Origin of the sequence: Actinomadura rubrisoli (assembly GCF_004349215.1) — a bacterium.
Taxonomy (GTDB): domain Bacteria; phylum Actinomycetota; class Actinomycetes; order Streptosporangiales; family Streptosporangiaceae; genus Spirillospora; species Spirillospora rubrisoli.
Window position 1 is genome coordinate 1 of record NZ_SMKU01000087.1, and the last position, 21,995, is coordinate 21,995.

22 protein-coding genes are annotated in these 21,995 nt (G+C 74.4%); 8 read left to right on the forward strand and 14 right to left on the reverse strand.

Annotated elements, in window-relative coordinates; translation table 11 throughout:
• Nucleotides 1-145: 145 nt before the first annotated feature.
• From E1298_RS18255 to E1298_RS18265, 3 genes are all read left to right on the forward strand, one after another.
• Nucleotides 146-727: a DUF5998 family protein gene (locus E1298_RS18255; RefSeq protein WP_131894771.1), complete on the forward strand. Its 582-nt coding sequence runs from the start codon at nucleotides 146-148 to the stop codon at nucleotides 725-727.
• On the forward strand, nucleotides 724-1,845 hold the full coding sequence (locus tag E1298_RS18260; RefSeq protein WP_131894773.1) for an alkaline phosphatase family protein: 1,122 nt from the start codon (nucleotides 724-726) through the stop codon (nucleotides 1,843-1,845). Before E1298_RS18255 ends, E1298_RS18260 begins: the two co-directional genes overlap by 4 nt.
• Before the next feature lie 116 nt (nucleotides 1,846-1,961).
• Nucleotides 1,962-2,792: a sulfurtransferase gene (locus E1298_RS18265; protein ID WP_424923096.1), complete on the forward strand. Its 831-nt coding sequence runs from the start codon at nucleotides 1,962-1,964 to the stop codon at nucleotides 2,790-2,792.
• A 12-nt stretch (nucleotides 2,793-2,804) separates the two neighbouring features.
• On the opposite strand, the gene E1298_RS18270 is transcribed toward E1298_RS18265, so the two are convergent.
• The 4 genes from E1298_RS18270 to E1298_RS18285 all read right to left on the reverse strand — a co-directional run bounded on the left by E1298_RS18270 (nucleotide 2,805) and on the right by E1298_RS18285 (nucleotide 7,645).
• Complete coding sequence (locus E1298_RS18270) at nucleotides 2,805-5,402, reverse strand: CHAT domain-containing protein (RefSeq protein WP_243725648.1); 2,598 nt, start codon at nucleotides 5,400-5,402, stop codon at nucleotides 2,805-2,807.
• Nucleotides 5,399-5,848, reverse strand: coding sequence for a hypothetical protein (locus tag E1298_RS18275; RefSeq protein WP_131894777.1), 450 nt, complete (start codon nucleotides 5,846-5,848; stop codon nucleotides 5,399-5,401). Before E1298_RS18275 ends, E1298_RS18270 begins: the two co-directional genes overlap by 4 nt.
• Nucleotides 5,845-6,387, reverse strand: coding sequence for an RNA polymerase sigma factor (locus tag E1298_RS18280; RefSeq protein WP_131894814.1), 543 nt, complete (start codon nucleotides 6,385-6,387; stop codon nucleotides 5,845-5,847). The genes E1298_RS18275 and E1298_RS18280 overlap by 4 nt, the downstream gene beginning before the upstream one ends.
• Nucleotides 6,388-6,499: 112 nt before the next feature.
• Complete coding sequence (locus E1298_RS18285; RefSeq protein ID WP_165975528.1) at nucleotides 6,500-7,645, reverse strand: S8 family peptidase; 1,146 nt, start codon at nucleotides 7,643-7,645, stop codon at nucleotides 6,500-6,502.
• Nucleotides 7,646-7,988: 343 nt separating this feature from the next.
• Here E1298_RS18285 and E1298_RS18290 point away from each other — a divergent pair, with 343 nt between their 5' ends.
• On the forward strand, nucleotides 7,989-8,483 hold the full coding sequence (locus tag E1298_RS18290; protein ID WP_131894781.1) for a DUF3145 domain-containing protein: 495 nt from the start codon (nucleotides 7,989-7,991) through the stop codon (nucleotides 8,481-8,483).
• Between the two features lie 59 nt (nucleotides 8,484-8,542).
• A complete protein-coding gene (locus E1298_RS48185) occupies nucleotides 8,543-8,680 on the forward strand; it encodes a hypothetical protein (protein WP_165975529.1) in 138 nt (45 codons plus the stop codon).
• A gap of 11 nt (nucleotides 8,681-8,691) precedes the next feature.
• On the opposite strand, the gene E1298_RS18295 is transcribed toward E1298_RS48185, so the two are convergent.
• The 10 genes from E1298_RS18295 to E1298_RS18340 all read right to left on the reverse strand — a co-directional run bounded on the left by E1298_RS18295 (nucleotide 8,692) and on the right by E1298_RS18340 (nucleotide 19,076).
• The gene (locus E1298_RS18295; protein WP_131894783.1) at nucleotides 8,692-10,002 is read right to left on the reverse strand and encodes a beta-ketoacyl-[acyl-carrier-protein] synthase family protein; all 1,311 of its coding nucleotides are present in this window, start codon (nucleotides 10,000-10,002) and stop codon (nucleotides 8,692-8,694) included.
• Between the two features lie 117 nt (nucleotides 10,003-10,119).
• A complete protein-coding gene (locus tag E1298_RS18300; RefSeq protein ID WP_131894785.1) occupies nucleotides 10,120-10,380 on the reverse strand; it encodes an acyl carrier protein in 261 nt (86 codons plus the stop codon).
• Nucleotides 10,381-10,435: 55 nt separating this feature from the next.
• The gene (locus tag E1298_RS18305; protein ID WP_207944705.1) at nucleotides 10,436-11,404 is read right to left on the reverse strand and encodes a beta-ketoacyl-ACP synthase III; all 969 of its coding nucleotides are present in this window, start codon (nucleotides 11,402-11,404) and stop codon (nucleotides 10,436-10,438) included.
• Nucleotides 11,401-12,318 (reverse strand): ACP S-malonyltransferase, encoded by a 918-nt coding sequence (locus tag E1298_RS18310; RefSeq protein WP_131894787.1) that lies wholly within the window; start codon nucleotides 12,316-12,318, stop codon nucleotides 11,401-11,403. Before E1298_RS18310 ends, E1298_RS18305 begins: the two co-directional genes overlap by 4 nt.
• A 145-nt stretch (nucleotides 12,319-12,463) precedes the next feature.
• Nucleotides 12,464-13,645 (reverse strand): PucR family transcriptional regulator, encoded by a 1,182-nt coding sequence (locus tag E1298_RS18315; RefSeq protein WP_131894789.1) that lies wholly within the window; start codon nucleotides 13,643-13,645, stop codon nucleotides 12,464-12,466.
• A gap of 126 nt (nucleotides 13,646-13,771) precedes the next feature.
• Nucleotides 13,772-14,644, reverse strand: a complete 873-nt coding sequence (locus E1298_RS18320; RefSeq protein WP_243725649.1) for an alpha/beta hydrolase — start codon at nucleotides 14,642-14,644, stop codon at nucleotides 13,772-13,774.
• Complete coding sequence (locus E1298_RS18325; RefSeq protein WP_243725650.1) at nucleotides 14,553-16,031, reverse strand: acyltransferase family protein; 1,479 nt, start codon at nucleotides 16,029-16,031, stop codon at nucleotides 14,553-14,555. Before E1298_RS18325 ends, E1298_RS18320 begins: the two co-directional genes overlap by 92 nt.
• A complete protein-coding gene (locus E1298_RS18330; RefSeq protein WP_131894793.1) occupies nucleotides 16,024-16,983 on the reverse strand; it encodes an alpha/beta hydrolase in 960 nt (319 codons plus the stop codon). The genes E1298_RS18325 and E1298_RS18330 overlap by 8 nt, the downstream gene beginning before the upstream one ends.
• Nucleotides 16,984-17,118: 135 nt before the next feature.
• Nucleotides 17,119-17,790, reverse strand: coding sequence for a response regulator (locus E1298_RS18335; protein WP_131894795.1), 672 nt, complete (start codon nucleotides 17,788-17,790; stop codon nucleotides 17,119-17,121).
• Nucleotides 17,787-19,076, reverse strand: coding sequence for a sensor histidine kinase (locus E1298_RS18340; RefSeq protein ID WP_131894796.1), 1,290 nt, complete (start codon nucleotides 19,074-19,076; stop codon nucleotides 17,787-17,789). Before E1298_RS18340 ends, E1298_RS18335 begins: the two co-directional genes overlap by 4 nt.
• Before the next feature lie 82 nt (nucleotides 19,077-19,158).
• On the opposite strand from E1298_RS18340, the gene E1298_RS18345 reads away from it, so the two are divergent.
• The 3 genes from E1298_RS18345 to E1298_RS18355 are packed head-to-tail and all read left to right on the forward strand — an operon-like array spanning nucleotide 19,159 to nucleotide 21,873.
• Nucleotides 19,159-20,181, forward strand: coding sequence for a PHP domain-containing protein (locus tag E1298_RS18345; RefSeq protein WP_207944706.1), 1,023 nt, complete (start codon nucleotides 19,159-19,161; stop codon nucleotides 20,179-20,181).
• Between the two features lie 2 nt (nucleotides 20,182-20,183).
• Entirely contained in the window at nucleotides 20,184-21,137 is a 954-nt protein-coding gene (locus E1298_RS18350; protein ID WP_131894800.1) for an alpha/beta fold hydrolase, read from the forward strand.
• 31 nt (nucleotides 21,138-21,168) lie between these two features.
• Nucleotides 21,169-21,873 (forward strand): helix-turn-helix transcriptional regulator, encoded by a 705-nt coding sequence (locus E1298_RS18355; RefSeq protein ID WP_131894802.1) that lies wholly within the window; start codon nucleotides 21,169-21,171, stop codon nucleotides 21,871-21,873.
• Nucleotides 21,874-21,995: the final 122 nt, after the last annotated feature.

The following is a 21,995-nucleotide window of genomic DNA, read 5'->3' on the forward strand; positions in this document are numbered from 1 at the left end:
GGGTCGGGCGTCGGAGGGGGGACCGGAGGCGGGCTCGGAAGCGGCTCTCTGTCCATGCTCCCCCCGTACCCTCGGGGAGGGCCGCTCACCATGGTTCGGGACCGTCATGTGCGCGTCCGGCCCCAGACAGGGCAGGATGGGGGCCATGAGGGAAACCCGAGCGACCGCTCACGGTTTGCGCACGGCCATCGAGCGCAGCGGTTATTATCCGGCCCTGGTCGCGGACGCGGTCGAGTCGGCCATAGGGGACGAGCGCGTCTGCGCGTTCGTCATCCACCACGAGGCGACCTTCGATCCGGCGATGGAGGTGCGGCGGCATGTCACCGTGCTCGTGCTGTCGCCGAGCCGGCTGCTGGTGTGCCACACCGACGAGCACCCGCCCGGCGAGGGCATGGCGCAGCCGCACGCGTCCACGACCACCGAGGCCGTGAAGCTGGAGCGGGTCCAGTCGGTGGCGGTGACCCGGGTCGTCCCCGATCCCGCGTCGTACGCGCCGGGGGTGCCGCCGACTGAGGTCGTCCTGACGATCGGTTGGGGCGCCATCGCCCATATCGACCTGGAGCCCGCGACCTGCGGCGACGAGAACTGCGAAGCCGACCACGGCTACACCGGCAGCGTCACGGCGGACGATCTGTCCCTGCGGGTGAGCGAGGCGGCCGACGGCGCGGACGCGGTCGGGCACGTGCTGGCCTTCGCCGAGGAGCTGTCCGCCGCGACCGCCCGGTGAGCCTCCCGCAGGCGCCCGTCCCCCGGTACGGGACGGACGCTCTCGCCGATCTCCCGACGTCGGTGCTGGCCGCCCTCGGCGTTCCGGACGCGCCGAACGTGCTGGGTCTGCCCCCGGTGCCCCGCGTCTGCGTCCTGCTCGTCGACGGGCTCGGCTGGGAGCAGCTCCGCGCCCATCCGGACGAGGCGCCCTACCTGAACGCGATGGACGGCGGCCCGATCTCGGCGGGGTTCCCGGCGACGACCGTCACCAGCCTCGCCTCGCTGGGGACGGGCCTGCCGCCCGGCGGGCACGGGCTGCTCGGCGTCCAGGTGGCGATCCCGGGCACCGGGCGGCTGCTCAACTGCCTGCGCTGGGGGGACGAGTCCGTCGACCCGGTCGCGTTCCAGCCGGCGCCGACCGTCTACGGGCGGGCCGCGGCCGACGGCGTCGAGGTCGCCTACGTCGCGCTCGGCCACTACCGCGGCTCCGGGCTCAGCCGCGCCACGGCCCGCGGCGCCCGCTACGTGGCCGCCGAGAGCCTGGGGCAGCTCGTCGGGCGGACGGAGCACGCGCTGCGCCGCGGCGACCGGTCGTTCGTGACCACCTACCACGCCGACCTCGACGCGACCGGGCACCGGTGCGGCGTCGGCTCCGCGGACTGGCGCCACCATCTGCGGTTCGTGGACACGCTCGCCCAGCAGATCGCGGCCGTCCTGCCCGCCGGGTCCGCCCTGTACGTGACGGCCGACCACGGGATGGTCGACCCGGCCGAGCGGGTGGACGCCGACACCGTCCCCGAGCTGCGCGAGGGCGTGGCGCTCCTCGGCGGCGACGCCCGGGCCCGCTACGTCTACACCGAGCCGGGCGCCCGGGACGACGTCCTCGCCGCCTGGACGGCCCTGCTCGGCGACCGCGCCTGGGTGGTGGCGCGGGACGAGGCCGTGGACGGCGGCTGGTTCGGCCCGGTCGCCCCCGGCATGCTCGAACGCCTCGGCGATGTGATCGCCGTCCCGCACGCCGACCTCGCGATCGTGGCCTCCGAACGCGAGCCCTGGCTGGCGAGGATGATCGGCATGCACGGCTCCCTGGTATCGGCCGAGCAGCTCGTCCCCCTGCTGGCGACGTCCCGCCCCTGACGCGGGGGCGAGGCCGGATGGGGGATCCGGGTTTCGGGGTCATGCGTAGGGTGCGAGTTGTGACTAACCAGAACTCGCCCCTCCCTAATCCGGGCGGCGCCGGTCAAACTGGCGATGTGCATCCTCTCATCGAAGTGTCCGCGCTGGATCGGCTGCTCCGGCGGCAGACACCTCTGGTCCTGCTGGACGTGCGATGGCATCTGGCGGGGCCGCCGGGGATCGAGTCGTACCGCAAGGGCCATCTGCCCGGCGCGGTCTTCGTCGACTTGGACCGCGACATCGCCGGCCCGCCCGGACCGGGCGGGCGGCATCCGCTGCCCGCGTCCGGGGACTTCGAGGCCGCCATGCGCCGCGCCGGGGTCTCGGCGGACCGGCTCGTCGTGGTCTACGACGACGCCGACTCCACCGCCGCCGCGCGGGTCTGGTGGTCGCTGCGCTACTTCGGCCACGACCGCGTCCGCGTGCTGGACGGCGGATACCGCGCCTGGACGGAGGCGGGCCACCAGGTCACCACGGCCGACCCCGAGATCAAGCCGGGCGACTTCATCGCCGCTCCCGGCCGGCTGCCCGTCCTGGACGCAGACGGCGCCGCCGCGCTGGCCGGGGCCGGTGTCCTGCTGGACGCCCGCGCGGCCGAGCGCTACCGCGGCGAGCAGGAGCCCGTCGACCCCGTCGCCGGGCACATCCCGGGCGCGCGGAACGCCCCGACGTCCGGCAACGTCGGGGTTGACGGCCGGTTCCTGCCCCCGGGGCTCCTCCGCGAGCGCTTCGCCCAGCTCGGCGCCACCGACGCCCTCGACGTCGGCGCCTACTGCGGCTCCGGCGTGACCGCCGCCCACGAGATCCTCGCCCTCAACCTCGCGGGCATCCCGGCCGCGCTCTATGTCGGCTCCTGGTCCGACTGGGTGGCCGACCCGTCCCACCCAGTGGCGATCGGCGACGCCTGAGAGTCCCTTGGTTCATCCGGAGCCGAGGCAGAGGAAGCCGGCCACGCCGGGGGAGCGGGGAAGGCGCGCCAGCGCGCGCGCCGGGGAGAGCCCCTCGGCGAGGCCCGCGTGGAAGGCGGACATGAACTCCGGCGTCACCTCGTCCCGGACGGGCGCGACGCTGGCGATCACCGTGGCGGTGCCGAGCGCGAGGAGGACGCCCGCCATGCCGAGGACGGCGTCGCCCTCGTCGGCGCGGCCGATGTCGCATGCGGACAGCACCATCAGGCGCGGCGGGACCGCCAGGTCGTCCAGGTCGTGGACCATCAGCGGCCCGTCGGCCAGGCGCAGCCGCGAGAACAGGGCGTTGCCCTCCCGGAACTCGCCGTGGGCCGCGATGTGGGCGACCGCCGCGCCGTCCAGGGCGTCCCGGACGGACTCGGCGCGCGCGCTCGGGCCGTCCAGGACGAGGGCCTGCGGGTGGAGGCGCCGCAATGCGGTGATCTCGCGCTGGGTGTGCCGCAGGCCGGGACCGGACGCGAGGACGACGTGACCGGTCGTGCCCGTCACCGCGCGGGCGCGCAGCCATGCGCCGGCGGACGGGACGATGGTGAACGGACGTCCGGTCAGGGACGGAAGGGCCGCCCAGGGAAGGCCGTGCAGCGGACCGGTCGGGGCGATGACGAGTTCGCGGTCGCCGATATCCGCGCTGAGCGGGGCCAGTAGAAGATGGTCCAGGCGTTCGCTGGAGCGGGCGAGCGCCTCGGCGGCCTGCGGGTCGTCCTCGTTCGCGGTGAGGCGGCGCAGCGCGAACCGGACCATGCCGATCTCGCGGACGGCGGCGCCGCGCGGGCCGAGGTGGTGGCGGCGCAGGCGCCCGCCCGTCACCGTCACGGCGTGCAGGGCGTCCCCGACCGCGATCAGCTCGACGAGGGCCCGCGCGCCCAGCGCGGCGACGACCTGGGTCGTCCCGGCGGAGCGCGGCGAGGGCCCGTCTGGCATGCGGCGGCGCGTGTGCGCCTGGACCCTGGCCTCCAGCTCCGCCAGCTCCCCGGAGAGGACGGACGGTCCGCCGCCCCGCGCGGTGTCGGCCGTGTGCTCGATGCTGAGCGCCCGCAACGCGGCCAGCGCGGCGGCGCGTTCGGGGTCCTTCGGCGGACGCACCCCGGCCGGACGTGCGGCCGCGCGGCGCCGTTCCTCGATGGCGAGCAGTTCTCGCGCCGAACGCGCCAGGCCGAGGCCGAGATCGGCCAGCTCGTTGGCGAACCCGGCGGCGCGTGCCCGCAGGTCCAAGGCGCCGAGCGTCTCTGCGTGGTCTTCGGTCACCTGTAGTCCGGCCCATACGGCGGCCACCGCGCCCCTGTGGTCGGCCCGGGTCATCCGTTCGAGCGCGGTGGCGTGCCAAGACGCGATCCTGGCGGACGCGGGGCCCCGGGTCCTCTCCGCCGACGCGAGCAGGTGCCCGGCCGGTCTGCCCAGTTCCAGGGCCGCGCGCGCGGCGACGATACGGGCCTCGGCCGCGGCGTCCGCCCAGCCGCCGCTTTCGAGCCGTTCGGCCGTGGCCACGGCCGAACGGAACAGGATCGTCGAACGCTCACCGGACATCCACCGTGCTCGCAGCAGCAGATGCTCGGCCAGAAGCATCCACCCGGTGCGTTCCTGGTCGGCGAAGGCGGCACGAGCCCGCTCGGCCGTTCCCGCCGCCCGCTCGGGTTCGCCGTCGGCGAGTTCGGCGTGGGCGAGCAGGAGCAGACCGTCCGCGATGTCGCACCGGTACCCGTTCACCGTGACCGCCTCCAGCGCCCGCCTCAGGACGGGACGGGCCTCACCCGGCAGACCCGCCATGATGAGCGTCTCCGCCTGATCGAACCGGCACTGCGCCAGACGCTCACCGGTCAGGCCCGGCTCGGCCTCAGCAAAGAGCCGAAGCGCGCGCGGGACGTCCCCGCGCCGGGACACGGCAAAGGCCAGATTGCCCAACGACATCGCCGTCTGGTGGCTCAGCCCTGCGGCCTCGCCCACCGCGACCGCCTCCGCGAGAGCCTCTTCGGCGGCGTCGAACTCACCGCGCATTGCCCGAGCCAAGCCGAGGTTGGTGAGCAGGCCGTTGAGCGCCGCAGGATCGTCACCGCGCCGAAGACCCGGCAGAGCGCGCGCCGCCGTCTCGTGCGCCTCGGCGAGACGTCCGGCGCGGGCGAGGGCGCATGCCGTGTTCGCCGCCAGCCGGTCCGCATCCGTCCCGCGCAAGACCGGCTCCGCCAGCGACGCGTGCCTCAGCGCCGACGGAAGGTCGCCCTGGGCGGCGAGCAGCCCGACCAGGTTCATGCGCACCTGCGCCGCCGCATACGCATCCGCCCCCACACCCTCGCCATGACGGCCGTGGTCATCGCCGCTGTCGCCGGCGGCCGGGGGGCGGGGTTCGGCTTCGGGTTCGGCTTCGGCCAAGGCTCGGTGGAGGAGGGTGAGGCCCTCGTCCAGACGTCCCAGTTCCTTGGCGGCGAGTCCGGCCACGCGCAGTGCGACGATCTCCGCCGAGCCCGCCGCGCCCTGTTCGAGGAGGGCCATGGCGCGCGTGTAGGCGGTCGCCGGGTCCGTGGCGGCCAGCCGGAGGAGTGCGTGCTCGCCGCTCACAGCCGCACCCAGCTCGTGACGACCGATGCCGCGTCCTCGAAGCGCAGGACGAGGCTGACCAGGCCCTCGGGCACCTGCGGGAGGCAGAAGAGCCCGGTGGAGTCGGCGCGGGTCGTCAGCCCGTCCGGTGCGAGGTCCCTATGGCGGACGTGGACGGCCGCAGGGCAGGACGGGACGATCCGTCCGGTGACCTCGCGGTCCCGCCCGGTCCCGGCCACCTCGATCTCCACCGACAGCCCGGGAAGGGTGAACACCAAAGAGCGGTCCGGCCCGCCGCGTACGCCGTCGACGACGCGTTCCGGCTGGTCGGCGGCCAGACCCGCCAGGCGTGCGGACGGCATCCGCCAGCCGATGGCCGACCGTCCCGCCGACACGACCGTTTCCGGGACGGGGTCGATGAGGTCGAAGGCGGCCCGTACCCCCGCCATCAGATCGTCGTCGTTCATCCGATGAGCCTCCGCAACGTGGCCAGGCAGCGCGCCCGCGTCGGGCCGACGCTGCCGAGGGGGATCTGGAGGGCCGCCGCCAGCTCGGCGTAGCAGGCGGCCTGCGCCACCAGCCGCAGCAGCATCTGGCAGCGGCGGGGGAGCGCCTGGAGGGCGGCGGCGACCTGGCCGAGGTGCTCGCGGGCGATCGTCACCTCGGCCGGGCCGCGGTCCGCCGCCGCCGCAGGCGCCGGCTCCGCCGGGACGTCGCGCGCCCGGCGGCACGCGACGCTCGCGCTCTCGTGCCGGGCGGTGGTGGCGAGCCAGCCGCCGACCGCGGCCGGAACGCGCAGGCCGTCCATCCCTTCCACGAGCCGCAGCCACGTGGTCTGCACCACGTCGCCCGCATCGGCGTCGTTCAACCCGTGCCCTCGGGCGATCGCCCAGAGCATCCCGCTGTACCGCTCGACCAGCCGGGCCCACGCGGCGCCGTCACCGTCGCGGGCCCGGACCATCAGCTCGTCCGTACCGTCTTGCAGCTCGTCCGTACCGTCTTGCATGGCCACCGAAAGACTCCCTTGGAGGCCCCCGCTGGTCGTCCACCCTAAGGACGCCTGCGGGAATCGTGTGCGCGCCGGTACGCACGGTTACCGCTTCGCGGCCGTCCCGTGCTCAAGAGCTGATGATTACTCCCAGGTCGGGAAGGGTAGAGCGGTGCGCCGGATCGAGGACCCGGTCGGCCGCGGTGACCGCGTCGAGCCCGTCCCGCGCGGCCAGCCCCGCGATCCGTCCCGCCACGGCCGGGGCCGCGAACGAGGTGCCGCTCCACGTCGCGTAGCCGTCGAAGCGCGTCCGCGCGTCCGCGAACCGCACGTAGCTGCTGGCCACGTCCACGCCCGGCGCGCACGCGTCCACCCACCAGCCGTAGTTGGAGAACGGGGCCCGGTCGTCGCCGTCCAGCGCCGCGACGCCGATCACCTGCTTGAGCGCGGCGGGCCAGAACGGCCGGTCGGTCGCCGCGTTGCCCGCGCACGCCACGACCACCGTCCGGCGGCCCAGCGCGGCCAGCGCCTGCGACAGCACCGGCGACGGACGGTCGTCGAACGTGTGGCAGCCCAGCGAGATGTTGACGACGTCGGCGCCGCCCCAGTCCGCCAGCCAGGCCAGCGCCCGGATCACGTCGGCCTCGTCGCCGATCCCGTCGCCGCCGATGACGCGCCGGGCCCGCAGCCGCGCTCCCGGCGCGTGCCGCAGCACCACGCCGGCGATGAACGTGCCGTGCCCGGCCTGCGCGTCCAGCTCGAAGTCCAGATCGCCGTCCAGGACCTCGGCGACCTCGTCGCTCTGCTCGCGGAACCAGTCGGCCTTCTCGTACCACGGATGCGGCGACAGGCCCGTGTCGAGGATCGCGACCGTGACGTCCTCGCGCGCGCTCCCGGGCTCCGCCACCGGCGCGGCGACGGGCGGTGCCGGCCGCGGCAGGTCGGCGGGGCCGCTCCACCACATCGGCTGCCCTTGGACGAGATGGTTCGGCGACACGCTCAGCCTCCGATGCCGTCCGCTCCCGGACAGCTGGACGGCGAGCTCGCACACGTCCACCTTGGCCGGGGCCCGAAGCCGCAGCCGCGTCAGTCCCCGCTCGTCGTGCCGCGAGTCGTACCAGCGCCGCACCAGATCCTCGGCGGCGCCCGCGTCGTGCCCGGCGACCAGGATCTGGTCGCGCCGCACCAGCGCCGGCCGTCCCGGCACCACCTCCACCATGACGGCGTCCGGATGCCGCTCCAGCACCCGCTCCAGCCGCGCTTGTTGATCGAACATCGGCCCTCGCCTTCCCAGCGCAGTGACCGCTCCCCGGCCCCCCATCCTGCCGGATCCCGCGCCTGCCCAGGGGCTCAACCGGCAGTCCGGGACGACCGATCGCCGAGCGGTCCTGCGGGGTTCGCCGCCGTTCGGCTTCCGCTGCACAGCGGGCCCCGGAGGGCCTACCCTGGTCGATCGAGGACTGTGAACGGTTCGCATCCCGTGGTCAAGCGTTCGACAAACAGCGGGCCCACGGTGGTGCGACCGGTGCCGATGATGCACAATGAGGGACGCGGACGCCGTCTTGGGACGTACGAGGCCGTAGGGGAAGACGAGCCTCGGTACAGATCCAGGAGGTCCGGTGACCGCACGTGGCGTTTTTTACGTCCACTCCGCGCCACCTGCGCTGAGCCCGCACATCGAGTGGGCCGCCGCAGGTGTTCTCGGTGTGCCCGTTTCCCTTGATTGGGCTGATCAGGCGGCGGCACCGGGCACGCTGCGCGCCGAGCTTCATTGGGAGGGCAAGCCGGGAACCGCCGCGGGCATCACCTCCGCGCTCCGGAACTGGAAACTGCTGCGCTTCGAGGCCACCGAGGACCCCACGCCGGGCTGCGACGGCGTCCGTTACAGCTTCACCCCGTCCCTCGGGGTGTTCACGGGCGTGATCGGGGCCAACGGCGACATCATGGTGCCCGAGGACAGGCTGCGCTCGGTCATGGCGAACGCGGCGGTCGGCAAGAGCACGCTGGAGCACGAGCTCGACCGTCTCCTCGGCACGCCCTGGGACAACGAGCTGGAGCCGTTCCGCCGGGCCGGCGACGGCGCTCCCGTCCGCTGGCTGCACGCCGCCGTCTGACCCGCCTCCGCCGCCGACCCGCAGAGAGCGCGCCCGTCCCCGCACCGAGCGCGCCCGGCATGGTCACACGGCCCCTCGCGCACCCCGGCCGGGTGCGCGGGGGAGGCGCGTCCTCCGCGCCGCCGACCGCCGCGAGGCGGGAGAACGCGCGACGGCCCGGCGAGCGCCATGCTCGCCGGGCCGTCGTCCTGCTGTGAGAGGCGCGCTGTCAGAGGGCGCGCTGGAAGGCGACCGACACGTTGTGGCCGCCGAAGCCGAACGAGTTGCTGAGGGCCGCCGCGGGACCGTCCGGGAGCTTGCGCGGCTCGCCCCGCGCGATGTCCAGGTCGACGTCGTCGTCGAGGTCTTCGAGGTTGGCCGTGGGCGGGACGATGCCGTCGCGCAGCGCGAGGATCGTGAAGATCGACTCCAGGGCGCCGGCGCCGCCGAGCAGGTGCCCGGTCATCGACTTGGTGGCGGTGATCACGACCTTGGAGGCGGCCTCCTCGCCGAGCCCCGCCTTGATCGAGGCGAGCTCCGCCACGTCGCCCGCCGGGGTGGAGGTGGCGTGCGCGTTGATGTGGACGATGTCGCTCGGGCGCAGCCCCGCGTCGTCCAGCGCCCGCCGCATGGCCTTGGCCTGGCCGGCGCCGGTCGGGTCGGGCAGGACGATGTCGTAGGCGTCACCGGAGTAGCCGCATCCGGCGGCGATGCCGTGGATCCGCGCGCCGCGGGCGCGGGCGTGCTCCTCCGATTCGAGGATCATCACGGCGGCGCCCTCGCCGAGGACGAACCCGTCGCGGTTCTTGTCGTAGGGGCGGGACGCGCGCTCCGGCTCCTCGTTGCGGGTCGACATGGCGCGCATCGCCCCGAACGAGGCCATCTGGAGCGGGTGGATGCACGACTCGGTGCCGCCGCAGATGATGACGTCGGCGCGGCCCGCGCGGATCATGTCGATGGCGTAGCCGACGGCCTCGCCGCTGGAGGCGCAGGCGCTGACCAGGGCGTGCGAGCCGGCCATCGCGCCGAACTCGATGCCGACGTGCCCGGACGCGCCGTTCGGCATCAGCATCGGGACGGTGAAGGGCGAGACCCGCGACCAGCCCTTCTCCCGGTAGACGTCGTAGCTGTCGAGCGCGGTGTGCAGGCCGCCGATGCCGCTGGACACCACGACGCCGAGGCGCTCGCCGTCCACGGTGAAGCCGCCCGGCACGCCCGCGGTGGTCTCCTCGCCCTTCCTGACCTTGCGGCCCGCGGGCGGGGCGAACCCGGCGCTGGTCCACGCCTCCCGCGCCGAGATCAGGGCGATCGCCTGGCTGCGGTCGAGCCGGCGCAGCTGCTGCTTGGGCATCGACTCGGACGGGTCGACCGCCAGCGTGGCGGCGAACCGCACGGGCAGATTCTCTACATCCTCCCAGGGCAGCGGGCGGATCCCGGACTTGCCGGCGAGCAGGGCCGACCAGGTCGACGGCAGGTCTCCGCCGAGTGGGGTCGTGGCCCCGAAACCGGTCACGACGACTTTGGTCTTGCTCGTGCTCATAAGTTCCTGCTCCTTGCGAACGGGAGGGGTGTGCGTGTGGCGCGCCGCCTCTGGCGAACCGGCGGCCCCCGCGGGACGGGGACCGTTCCGGCCGGTGCGGCGCGCCGTCCCCGCGCCTCAGCCCTTGTTGACCTGAAGCTTCTTGACGAAGTCGATGACGTCCTGGACCGTCTTGAGGTTGCGCAGCTCGTCGTCGGGGATCTCGACGCCGAACTGGTCCTGCGCGGCCACCGCGATCTCGACCATCGACAGGGAGTCGATGTCGAGGTCGTCGATGAAGTTCTTCTCCGGCGTGACCTCGGCCTTGTCGATGCCCACGATGTCATCGATGATCTCGGCGATGCCGGCCAGGATCTCCTCTTGGGTGGCGACTGCCATGTTGTGCCTTCTCCTTCGGTGGGTTGGTCCAGAGCTCTGGCGCGGGCGCGCCGGACTACGGGATCTGGATGACTTGGGCAGCGTAGGCCAGCCCGGCGCCGAACCCGACCAGCAGGGCCGGGGCGCCGGACGGCACGTCGCCGCGCTCGATCATGTGGGACAGGGCCAGCGGGATGGAGGCCCCCGAGGTGTTGCCGGAGTGGACGATGTCGTCGGCCACGACGGCGTTGGTCGCCTTCATCGTGCGGGCGATCGCCTTCACGATCCGCAGGTTCGCCTGGTGCGGGACGATGGCGGCGAGGTCGTCCGGGGTGACGCCGGCGCGCTCGCACGCCTCCAGCGCGACGGGGGCGATGGCGGTGGTCGCCCAGCGGAAGACCGCCTGGCCCTCCTGCCGGATGAACGAGCGCCGGTCATCGATGATGATCTTGTCGAAGCCGTCCCCGGCGCTGCCCCACACCACCGGGCCGATGCCGGGGGCATCGCTGGCGGCCACGACCGCGGCGCCCGCCCCGTCCGCGAAGATGATGCAGGTGGAGCGGTCCGTCCAGTCGATCCACTGGGACATCTTCTCCGAGCCGATGACCAGCGCGTTGCGCGCGCTGCCGGCCCGCACCGCGTCGCTCGCGGCGGCGAGGGCGTAGCAGAAGCCGGCGCAGCCGGCGTTCAGGTCGAACGCGCCGGGCGCGCTGATGCCGAGGCGGTGCGCGACGGCGGCGGAGTGGCCCGGCATCGGCGACTCCGCCGAGCAGGTCGCGAGGACGACCAGGTCGATGTCGTCCGGCGCGAGGCCGCTGCCCGCGAGGGCCTTGCCGCCCGCGTGCACGCCCAGCTCGACGATGCCCTCGTCGTCGCCCGCGATGCGCCGCTCGGCGATGCCGACGCGGCTGCGGATCCACGCGTCGTTGGTGTCGACGGTCTTCGCGAGCTCGTCGTTGGTGACGATCCGGGCGGGCTGGTAGTCGCCGAACGCCAGGATGCGGGCGCCGGGGGCGGTCTCGGGGACGCGCAGCGCGACGGTCATGAGGCGTGCGCCTTGATCAGCTCGCGGGCCTTGTCCAGGTCGTCGGGCTTCTTCAGGGCGATCAGATCGACGCCCTTCAGCTCGCGGCGGGCGATGCCCGCCAGGGTCCCGGCGGGCGGCAGCTCGATGATCGCGGTGACGCCGAGCCCGTGCATGGTCTCCATGCAGGAGTCCCAGCGGACGGGGGCGCTGACCTGCTCGACCAGCCGTCCGACGAAGTCCTTGCCGGACGTGACGGCGGCGCCGTCGCGGTTCTGCAGCAGCGTCACGGCCGGATCGGCGACGGGTACGCCGGGCGCGAGGCGGCGCAGGGTGTCGACCGCGGGGGCCATGTGCGCGGTGTGGAACGCCCCGGCGACCGACAGGGACCGCAGCCGGGCCTTGGCGGGCGGCTCGGCCGCGAACGCGGCGAGCTGCTCGGCCGTCCCGGCGGCCACGATCTGGCCGGCGCCGTTGACGTTGGCGGGGGTCAGCCCGTGCCGCTCGATCGCGGCGAGGACCTCGCCCTCGTCGCCGCCGAGCACGGCCGTCATGCCGGTCTCGGTGACGGCGGCGGCTTCGGCCATCGCGCGTCCCCGCTCCCGGACGAGCACCAGCGCGGCCTCGGGGGACAGCACTCCGGCGATGGCGGCGGCGGCCAGCTCGCCGACGCTGTGCCCGGCGGCGGCGTCCGGGCGGGAGCCGTCGGCGTAGAGCACCTCGTAGGCGGCCAAGGCGGCGGCGACCAGCAGCGGCTGGGCGACGGCGGTGTCCCGGATCTCCTCCGCGTCGGCGGTCGTCCCGTAGCGGGCCAGGTCGAGCCCGGTGACCGCCGACCACCAGGCCAGCCGGTCGGCGACTCCGGGTATCTCTAGCCACGGCTGCAGGAAGCCTGGGGTCTGGGCGCCCTGGCCGGGCGATGCGAGGAGGATCACAGCGTCCAGCCTGCCGTAACGGGTGCCTTGTGCCGATGCGGATCAGTACGAACTTTGGTCACAGGGGTTTGTACGACACCTACAAGCGCGAGGTCACAGGGGCCATCGGTGCGCGGCGAGGGCGGGAGGACGGCCTCGTCCCGGGTCAGGGGCGGCCTGGCCGGCCGCCGAAACGGCCCAAGACGAGGGCGATGCGCAGCGTGAACGCGTTGCGCCCATCGGTGGGGGACAGCCCCGTCAGCTCGGTGACGCGCCGCAGCCGGTAACGGACGGTGTTGGGGTGGACGAACAGCATCCGGGCGGTGGCCTCCAGGGACGATCCCTGCTCCAGGTAGGTGGCGAGGGTGTCCAGCAGCGGGGCGCCGGCGGCGAGCATCGGGTTGTAGACACCCTCCACCAGATGGCGGCGGGCCTCGTCGTCGCCGTCCAGGGCCCGCTCGGGCAGCAGCTCGGCCGCCTGGACGGGACGCGGCGCGTCCGGCCAGCCCGCCGCGGCGCGCAGCCCGGCGACGGCGGCGTGCGCGGAGCGGGTGGAGTCGTACAGGTCGCCGACCTGGGGGCCGACGACGACGGGGCCGGGCCCGCACTTGGCGGCGATCGGGCGGGCCGCCTCCATGGGGTCGGCGTCGCCGCCCACGATGACGATGACGCGGCGCCCCTGGACGCCGGCCAGCACGTCCGCGCGGGCGCGGCGGGCGGCCAGCTGCATCTGGTCGATGGTGACCTCGGGCTCCTCGTCCTCGGGAGTGAACCCGGCGATGACCGTCACGGGCTTGGACGTCCAGCCGAGCGCGGCGGCCCAGGAGTGCATGCCGTCGTCGACCTCGTCGCGCAGCACGGCGTTGACGACCAGGGCCTCCAGGCGGGCGTCCCAGGCGGCGCGGGTCTCGGCGGCGCGCGCGTAGACCTGGGCGGCGCCGAACGCCACGTCCCGCGTGTAGCGCAGGATGGCCTCGCGGAGCTGGGCCTCGCCGCCGGGCGCGGCCAGCTCGTCCAGCCGGGTCTCCACCACGTCGATGATCACGCGGATCATGTCGATGGTGTGCTGGAGCTTGATGGAGCGCAGCAGCTCGCGGGGCGCGGTGCCGAACACCTCCCCGGCGATGGCCGGGCGGGTCCGCTCGTCGCTCTTGAACCACTCCACGAACGCGGCGATGCCGGCCTGGGCGACCAGGCCGATCCAGGAGCGCTGGTCGGCGGGCATGCGCCGGAACCAGGGGAGCTGCTCCTCCATGCTGCTGAGGGCCGCGGTGCCGAACGACCCCATCGCCTTCTCCAGGCGCTGGGTGGTCTGCTCGCGGATTTCGGCCTCGTTCGCGGTGTCCACATCCCCAGAGTGCCACCATCCCGGCGGTGACCCGTCCCGGAGTGCGGTCACGGCACGGTTCTTTCGACCCGGAACAGGGCCGCCCGGCGGGGCCGCGGGCCCTTGGGACCGGCCTATGACGGACGGTCAGCCGCGCGTGACCTGGGCGGCCTCACCCAGCGCGATGCTGGTGAGATTGCGCAGCGACGGCGATCCGGGGGCGAGGTAGTCGCTGTGGCCGCCCGCCCCCGCGTCGAAGATCCTCGCGCCGAAGCCGCGGGAGACGGGGTCGGGCCCGAGGCCGAGGCCGAAGATCCGGACGTGCGGGACGTCCTCCATCCAGTCGGCCGCGCCCCGTCCGGCCCAGACACGGGCCGAGCCGCCGAGCCGTGCGGCCGACCAGGCCGTCGTCCCCGGACTGCCGAACAGGGCGATGTCGGTGACCGCGCGCCAGGCCGCGCTCGCGCCCGGCTTGGCGCCCGCCAGGGCGGTGCGTCCGCAGACCACCGAGCCGTAGCTGTGGCAAAGGAGGCTGACCTGGGCGCCCGGGTTCGCCCGGTGCACGCCCCTGAGGAACTTCCGCAGCTCCACGGCGCCCTGTGCGGCTCGCTCGTCGGTGAGGACGTCGCTGCTGAACGTCTTGGGAGCGGCATACCCGAGCCACGCCACGACCGCCAGACCCGGACGCGGCGACACCGAGCCGGCCTGCGCGTAGACGGCCCGCGCGCCCCCGCCCGGAGTGGACCACGGCTTGCCGGGACGGTCGTCGAACGTGGTCAGCGTCGTATCGGCGCCCGGGACGACCACCGCCACGCGGCGCGCCGTGGCCAGGTCGCCGACGACCTCGACGGCCTGCCCGCGTCCGCGCGGGTCGAAGTAGAGGAACCGCCTGCCCGGCCTGAGGAACCCGCCGAGCGCGCGCTGCCGGTCACGGTCGCCGACCTGCTGCGCCGTCCTGAGCGCCCGCTCGATCGCCCCGCGCTCGGCCGCGTACCGGGCGTCCAGCGTCGAGGGCCCCATGGACGGGACCGGGACGGGTGCCGCATACGGGTCCGCGTGCCCCGTCCCGGCGGTCGTCAGCATGATCCCGGAGATGGTCGCGGCGCAGGCGAGGCCCCGTCGGAGCCGTCGGGCGCGCGGCGAGGTCGTCTTGCGTGGCGGCATCGTCCGCCTTTCTACCATCCGAGATCGTCCGGCGGTTTTCAGGTGGCCTCCAGAATCGGGGGGTTCTCCGTGAGATGTCCGGGCGGTGGCGGAGGTTCGGATCCGCCGCCGCGCCGGGCCGCCGGGACCGTCCGAACCGGTGCGCCAGCGCCCCGATCCCGGCCAGCGCGAGCGCGAAGACCGGCAGCCATGCGAGCCGCGCCGCGACCCATCCGGGCCGGTCGGGCGGGGTGAGCAGCCCCGGCAGGCCATCCGCGGCGAGGAACGCGCCGACCGTCACGGCCATCAGCGCCGTCTGGTGCCAGAGGAAGATCGTCAGAGCGGAGCGGTTGGCCGCGGCGATCACCGGCCATGCCCGGGCGCGCCGCGTCCAGCGGGTCAGCGGGCCGTGCAGCAGCAGCGCCAGGCCCGTCTGGGCGAGCCCGAAGGCGACCGCGGCGAGCGTCGGCGGGCTGAGGTTGGACGTCGCGGCGCCGGGCACGCCGACCATGCTCGCCGGGTACCCGGCGTACAGGATCAGCAGGGCGGTCGCGGCGGCGCCCCCCGCCAGCAGGACGAGCCCGGCGCGGCGGGAGCGGAGCGCGCCGTCCGCCCAGGCGATGCCGAGGTAGAACGGGACGAGCCAGCCGGTGAGGACGGTGATCCAGCCCGTCCACCCGGGCGCGCCGAGGGCGAAGCGGCCGGTGTCGATCGCGGCGGTCGCGCCGACGAGCAGGACGGCGCCCCAGATCCCGAGCCGTTTCCACACGGCCGCGATGGCCGGGGTGAACGCCGTCAGCACCACGTACACGCACAGGAACCACAGGGGGCTGAGCACCAGCTTGACCAGCGTGTACACGCTGTCGCCCGGGAACCCCGCCCACCAGAGCCCGGCGGCCGCCGGGACCCAGGCGGCCAGCAGGACGGGCAGCGGGCGGGCCAGCCGCGCCAGCCGCCGCCGCAGCCGGGCGCCCCACGGCTCGTCCGGGCGCAGGCCCTTGCCCGCCGCGTAGCCGCCGACCAGGAAGAACACCGCGAGGGTCTGCAGCACCCAGGTGAGCGGGGCCAGCGCGGGCATCGCCGCCAGCGGACTGGTGACGCGCAGGCCGTCCCCATCGCCGGTCGCGACGAACGCGGTGACCAGCCAGTGGCCGAGCACGACGCCGAGGATCGCGAACGCCCGCAGCGCGTCGACCGCCCGGTCCCGTCCGGCCGGTGCCGCCGGGGCGGCCGGGCCGCGCAGGCGGGAGCCGACATCAAGCATGGGTGACCTCCGAGTCACGGCCGAGCGCGATCAGGGCGAGGTTGCGGAGCGCGAGGGAGCCCGGCTTGAAATAGGCGCTGTGCGGGCCGGTCCCGGCGTCGAAGCGCAGCGCGCCGAAGCCGGGGGAGACCGGGTCCTTCCCGAAGCCGATCCCGGCCAGGCGGACCTTCGGCACATAGCGCGTCCAGTCGCCGTGCGACCGGCCCGCCCACACGTGCGCGGGCGTCCGCAGGGCGGCGGCGCTTCCGAACGTGGTGCCGGGGCTGCCGAACAGGGCGATCTCGTCCACCGGCAGAGAGGCGACGCGATGGGCGGCCTTCGCGCACACCACCGAGCCGTAGCTGTGGCACAGCAGCGCCAACCGGGCGCGCCCGTTCGTCCGGTGCAGGCCGGTGAGGAGCCGGTCGAGGCTCCGCGCCCCGGCGGTGGCCCGGGAGCTGGTGAGGACGCCCAGGCTCCGCGTCGAGGGCGAGTCGTATCCGAGCCAGGCGATCACGGCGAGCCGCGCGCCGGGCGCGGCGTCCCGCGCCTGCCGGGAGAGGGCCCAGGAGCCGCCGCCGACGAACTTGCCGGAGTCGTAGGTGGTCAGGGTGCTGTCCGCGCCGGGCACGACGACCGCGACCCGGTCGGCGCGCTCCAGGTCGCCGATGACCTCGACGGCCCGGCCGCGGCCCCGCCCGTCGAACGACAGGAACCGCCGTCCGGGCGCGAGAAGGGCCGACAGGGCGCGGGCCCGTCCTCCGTCGTGGACGCGCTCGGCGGTGTCCCGGGCGCGGACGATCTCCCGCCCGGCCGCCTGGTAGCGGGCGCCGAGGGTGGCCGCCGTCAGCTCGGGCGCGGCGGCCGGGGCGGCGTACATCTCGGCGCGTCCCGTCGCGGCGGTGGTCGAGCCGACCGCCGTCAGCACGGCGGCGGCAGCGGCGGCCCTGCGGAGGCGAAGCGGGCTGAACATCGGGCGTCCTTCCTGGCCAGCGAGGTGAAGCACTGACCAGAAAGGTAGAAATCGGGCGCTGTAGAGCAGATCACCCGGTGGTGCGGTCTTCCGCCGTACGCCCCCGGTACTACGGCCGCTACCTCAGCGGGCGCCCTAGTCGCCCGGACGGACCAGCCCCACCTCGTAGGCGTAGACGATCGCCTGCGCCCGGTCGCGGAGCCCGAGCTTCATCAGGATCCGCCCGAAGTGCGTCTTGACGGTCTGCTCGGCGACGACGAGCTCCGCGGCGATCTCCCCGTTGGACAGGCCCCGGGCCACCAGCGCGAGGACCTCGGTCTCCCGCTCGGTCAGCTCGTCCAGCCGCTTGCGGGACGGCGCCCTCGGCGCGCCGAGCCGGGAGAACTCGGAGATCAGCCGCCGGGTGATCGAGGGCGACAGCAGCGCGTCGCCCGCCGCCACGACCCGCACCGCGTCCGCCAGCTCGGCGGCGGAGGCGTCCTTGAGCAGGAACCCGCTGGCCCCGGCCCGCAGCGCCTCGTAGACGTAGTCGTCCAGGTCGAACGTGGTGAGCATGAGGACCTTGGGTGCGGCGCCGGGGTCCGCGGCGCCGGCCAGCAGCCGCCGGGTCGCCTCCAGCCCGTCCATCACCGGCATCCGCACGTCCATCAGGACGACGTCGGGCCGCAGCTCGGCGACGCGGCGCAGCCCCTCCTCGCCGTTGACGGCCTCGCCGACCACCTCGATGTCGGGCTGGGCGTTCAGCAGCACCCCGAAGCCGGTGCGCACCATGCCCTGGTCGTCGACGATCACGACCCGGACGGTCACGCCCCGTCCCTCGCCTTCACCGGCAGCGTGGCGGTCACCGCGAATCCCCCCTCCGACGTGGGCCGGGCGGTCAGCTCCCCGCCCAGCATGACGGCCCGCTCCCGCATCCCGACCAGCCCGTGGCCCCCGCCCGGCGGGGACGGGACCGGCTGGTGTCCGGCGCCGGGAGGGCCGTTGACGACGCCGAGCCACAGTATGCCGTCCTCCTCGCTCACCCCGACCTCCACCCGCGACCCGGGCGCGTGCCGCATCGCGTTGCTGAGGGCCTCCTGCAAGATCCGGAACGCGGTGAGCCCCACGCCGGGAGGGAGCCCGGCCAGGTCGCCGTCCAGGCGCGTCTCGACGTGGAGCCCGGCGCCCCGCGCGTTCTGGATCAGTTCGTCCAGCCGCTCCAGGCTCGGCTGCGGGGCGGTCTCGGCGCCGTCCTCCGACCGCAGGACGCCGAGGATCCGGCGCATCTCCGTCAGCGCGTCCAGCGCCGTCGCGCGGATCTCGGCGAGGTCCCTGCGGGTCTCCTCCGGCACGGACTCGACCTTGTAGGGCGCCGCCTCCGCCTGGATCGCGATCATGGACATGTGGTGCGCGACGACGTCGTGCAGCTCCCGCGCGATCCGCTGCCGCTCGGTCAGGACGGCCTCGGCGTCCAGATGCCGCCGCTCCTGCTCGGCCAGCTCGCGGCGCGCCGTCTGCCGCACCCGGACGGCGAAGCCGACGGCCAGCGGCAGCAGCAGCAGCACCGACGCCCCGGGCGCGCTCTCGGAGTCCTTGATCCACACACCGGCGAACGACAGGATCCCGACGCCCATCGTGATCTCGCGCGAGCACCGCACCGCGACCGTGTACAGGCTCACGATCGCGGCGAACACGCCCGCCGGCACGTACGGGACGGTCAGCCAGCCGCCCACGTCGACCAGCGCCATCGCCACGAAGCTCACCCGCCACGCGCCCAGCGGATGCCGGTCGCGCAGCGCCAGCGGCGCCGTCACCGCCACCGCGATCATCAGGACGGTGGAACCCGACGGGTGGATGCCCCGCCGGGCCGTCTCGGTGTTCAGCAGCGACACCGTCCCGGCGATCAGCGCGACGGTCAGGCCGAGGCCGAACAGGTTCGTCACGAGCCCGTACGGCAGGCGCCCGATGCCGAGGTACCGCGTCCAGCGCAGCAGCAGCGGCCAGGGACGCACCAGCGGCACCGGATCGGCCCTGCCCGTCACGGCGGCGGCCAGGATCCCGTCCCACAGCACGTAACGCAGCAGGCTGGGACGGTCGGGCTTCTCGCTGGCCATGCACCCAGGCTAGAGAAGCCGCCGCACGGCCGGGATGACCCTCCGGTGCGACGCGCCCTCATACCTGGGTACCGTCCAGTGCGTGGAACCCGTCGAAGCGCTGCGCCGGATCGCGTTCCTGCTGGAGCGCGCGCACGAGCCGACCTACCGCGTCCGCGCCTTCCGGTCGGCCGCCGACCTCGCCGACCGCACCGCCCCCGGCGAGCTCGCCGACCGGGCCCGCGCGGGGACGCTGACCGCGCTGCCCGGCATCGGCAAGGTCACCGCCCTGGTCATCGAGGAGGCGCTGCGCGGCGAGACCCCCGTCTACCTGCGCCGCCTGGAGGCCACCGAGGGCGAGCCGGTGGACGAGGCGACGGCCGCGCTGCGCGCCGCGCTGAAGGGCGACCTGCACACCCACAGCGACTGGTCGGACGGCGGCTCGCCCATCCTGGAGATGGCCGAGACGGCCCGCTCGCTCGGCCACGAGTACCTGGCGCTCACCGACCACTCACCGCGCCTCAAGGTCGCGGGCGGGCTGTCCGCCGACCGGCTCCGCCGCCAGCTCGACGTGGTCGCCGAGCTGAACGAGAGGCTGGCGCCGTTCCGGATCCTCACCGGGATCGAGGTCGACATCCTGGAGGACGGCTCCCTCGACCAGGACCCCGCCCTGCTCGACCGGCTCGACGTGGTCGTCGCCAGCGTCCACTCCCAGCTCCGCATGGACCGCGTCGCGATGACCAAGCGCATGGTCGCGGCCGTCGCGAACCCCCGCGTGAACGTCCTCGGCCACTGCACCGGACGGATCGTCAAGGCGGGCGGCAAGCGCGGCGGGCTGCGCCCCGAGTCGGAGTTCGACGCCGCGCTCGTCTTCGACGCCTGCGCCGCCTACGACGTCGCCGTGGAGATCAACTCCCGTCCCGAGCGCCTGGACCCGCCCAAGCGCCTGCTCCGCCTCGCCGCCGAGGCGGGCTGCCGCTTCTCGATCGACTCCGACGCCCACGCCCCGGGCCAGCTCGACTGGCAGCCCCACGGATGCGAGCGCGCCGCCCGCTGCGGCGTCCCCGCCGACCGGATCGTCAACACCCTGCCCGCCGACGACCTCCTCACCTGGACCCACCCCTGACCATGACCGAGATCACGCACCGTTTCGTCACCTCGCACAGCGGCCTGCGCATGCACGTCGCCGAGGCGGGCGAGGGGCCGCTCGTCCTGCTCCTACACGGCTTCCCCGAATGCTGGTACTCCTGGCGCCACCAGCTCACCGCGCTCGCCGAGGCCGGCTTCCACGCTGTGGCCCCCGACCAGCGCGGCTACGCCCGGACGGGCGGCCCCGCCGACATCGGCCAGTACACGATCCTGCACCTGGCCGGGGACGCCGTCGGGCTCATCGGCGCACTGGACGAGGAGCGGGCCGTCGTCGTCGGGCACGACTGGGGAGCGGGCGTCGCCTGGGCCACCGCGCAGCTCCGTCCGGACAAGGTGCGCGGCGTGGCCGCGTTGTCCGTCCCGCACCTCCCGCGGGGCTCCACCCCGCCGATCGAGACCATGCGCCGTGCGATCGGCGACGGGTACTACGTGGTGTACTTCCAGCGGCCGGACGTCCCGGAGGCGGAGTTCGACCGCGACCGCGCGGCCACGTTCCGCCGGATGCTGTTCGCCGCGTCCGGCGACGCCCCGGCGCTGGTGCCGATCGTCCCGGACGGCGGCGGCTTCCTGGACTTCTGCCCAGAGCCAGACAAACTGCTCAACTGGCTGGCCCAGGACGACATCGCCGCGTTCGTCAAGGAGTACGCCGGGAGCGGCTTCACCGGGCCGCTCAACTGGTACCGTAACCTCGACCGCAACTGGGACCTCACCGCCGCCTGGCACGGCGCCCCGATCGTCCCGCCCGCGCTCTACATCGCCGGCGACCGCGACGTCGTCGTCGCCGGTCCCGGGCGGGAGGCCGTCGACCGGATGCCCGACTTCGTGCCGAACCTCCGCGAGACCGTCTGGCTGCCCGGCTGCGGTCACTGGACGCAGCAGGAGCGCCCGGCGGAGGTCAACGACGCCCTGATCGGCTTCCTCCGCGCCCTCTGAGAATGTCGGAGGCGGCGCGTACGGTCACCGCGTGAACCGGACCGACCGCTTGTACGCCTTGGTGGAGGAACTGCGGGCCTGCGCGCCGCGCCGGGTCAGCGCGCGGGAGCTGGCCTTGCGCTACGAGGTGAGCGTCCGCACCATCGAGCGCGACATCGGCGCGCTCCAGCAGGCCGGGGTGCCGATCTTCGCGGACGTGGGCCGGCGCGGCGGCTACACCCTCGACAAGAGCCGCACACTGCCCCCGCTCAACTTCACCCCGGCCGAGGCCGTCGCCATCGCGATCACCCTCGCGCGCGCCGGCGGCTCGCCGTTCTCCCGCTCCGCCCGCACCGCCCTACACAAGATCGTCGCGGCGATGTCGGCGGGCGACGGCGCCTCGGCCCGCGAACTGGCCGAGCGGATCCGCTTCCTCACCCCGCCGGACGCGGGAGAGCCCGCCTCGGTGCCCGCGGTCCTGGAGGAGGCGATGTCCGCCCGCCGCGTCGTCCGGCTCGGCTACGTCGACGCGTCCGGCCGCGAGACCGAACGCGACGTGGAGCCCGTCGCCTTCACCGCCATGTCCCTGCGCTGGTACTTCCTCGGCTGGTGCCGCCTACGCGGCGAGGCCCGCGTCTTCCGCATAGACCGCGTCCGCCGCGCCACCCTCCTGGACGAACCCGCCCCCGAACGCCCCTTCGACGAAATCGAAACCTGCCCATCCGACTACGTCGTACGCTCCCTCGAATTCGTCTGAGGCTGTTGGGCGGTCAGGTGGCCTGGTCGGTAAGCGAACGGTGGATGCCGTCGCGGATATAGGGCGGGATGGTCCGCGGGCCGAGCTGCTCCAGCGGAAAGAACCGGAGTTCGACACCCTCG

What these genes read in the sequence shown, in the direction of transcription:
- E1298_RS18255 (WP_131894771.1), top strand. Translation starts at nt 146, where the DNA reads ATGAGGGAAACCCGAGCGACCGCTCACGGTTTGCGCACGGCCATCGAG.
- E1298_RS18275 (WP_131894777.1), bottom strand. Translation starts at nt 5,848, where the DNA reads ATGAACGACGACGATCTGATGGCGGGGGTACGGGCCGCCTTCGACCTC.
- E1298_RS18280 (WP_131894814.1), bottom strand. Translation starts at nt 6,387, where the DNA reads ATGCAAGACGGTACGGACGAGCTGCAAGACGGTACGGACGAGCTGATG.
- E1298_RS18285 (WP_165975528.1), bottom strand. Translation starts at nt 7,645, where the DNA reads ATGTTCGATCAACAAGCGCGGCTGGAGCGGGTGCTGGAGCGGCATCCG.
- E1298_RS48185 (WP_165975529.1), top strand. Translation starts at nt 8,543, where the DNA reads ATGGTCACACGGCCCCTCGCGCACCCCGGCCGGGTGCGCGGGGGAGGC.
- E1298_RS18295 (WP_131894783.1), bottom strand. Translation starts at nt 10,002, where the DNA reads ATGAGCACGAGCAAGACCAAAGTCGTCGTGACCGGTTTCGGGGCCACG.
- E1298_RS18300 (WP_131894785.1), bottom strand. Translation starts at nt 10,380, where the DNA reads ATGGCAGTCGCCACCCAAGAGGAGATCCTGGCCGGCATCGCCGAGATC.
- E1298_RS18305 (WP_207944705.1), bottom strand. Translation starts at nt 11,404, where the DNA reads ATGACCGTCGCGCTGCGCGTCCCCGAGACCGCCCCCGGCGCCCGCATC.
- E1298_RS18320 (WP_243725649.1), bottom strand. Translation starts at nt 14,644, where the DNA reads ATGGGGCCCTCGACGCTGGACGCCCGGTACGCGGCCGAGCGCGGGGCG.
- E1298_RS18325 (WP_243725650.1), bottom strand. Translation starts at nt 16,031, where the DNA reads ATGCTTGATGTCGGCTCCCGCCTGCGCGGCCCGGCCGCCCCGGCGGCA.
- E1298_RS18330 (WP_131894793.1), bottom strand. Translation starts at nt 16,983, where the DNA reads ATGTTCAGCCCGCTTCGCCTCCGCAGGGCCGCCGCTGCCGCCGCCGTG.
- E1298_RS18340 (WP_131894796.1), bottom strand. Translation starts at nt 19,076, where the DNA reads ATGGCCAGCGAGAAGCCCGACCGTCCCAGCCTGCTGCGTTACGTGCTG.
- E1298_RS18350 (WP_131894800.1), top strand. Translation starts at nt 20,184, where the DNA reads ATGACCGAGATCACGCACCGTTTCGTCACCTCGCACAGCGGCCTGCGC.